Source organism: Streptomyces sp. URMC 129, from assembly GCF_051386415.1.
Classification (GTDB): domain Bacteria; phylum Actinomycetota; class Actinomycetes; order Streptomycetales; family Streptomycetaceae; genus Streptomyces.
The window spans coordinates 1-276 of sequence record NZ_JBPQTQ010000321.1 but is presented as its reverse complement, the minus strand read 5'-3'; the positions used below and the strand labels follow the sequence as shown (position 1 = coordinate 276).

The 276-nt window shown below is 64.5% G+C and carries 1 pseudogene; it reads left to right on the top strand.

Annotation, left to right across the window (positions count from 1 at the left end):
• Nucleotides 1–276: pseudogene (locus ACSNOC_RS27975) on the top strand (Fe-S oxidoreductase); the annotation flags it as partial.

Sequence of the window (276 nt, the reverse complement as noted above, 5' to 3'; positions counted from 1 at the left end):
CCACCACGTCGAGCACTACGAGGCGGCGTACTTCGTCTCCTACCCCCTGGTCGCCGCTCTCGACGGGCTGAGCACCGACACGCTGCAGACCCTGGTCTACCTCGTCGCCATGATCAAGCTGGGCACGACGATGATCTGGGCCATCACGGTCGCGCTGAACACGGACATGGGTGTGGCGTGGCACCGGTTCCTGGCGTTCCCGAATATCTGGCTGAAGCGGAATGCGGATGGTGCGACGTCGCTGGGTGCGTTGCTGCCGATGACCAGCGGTGGGAA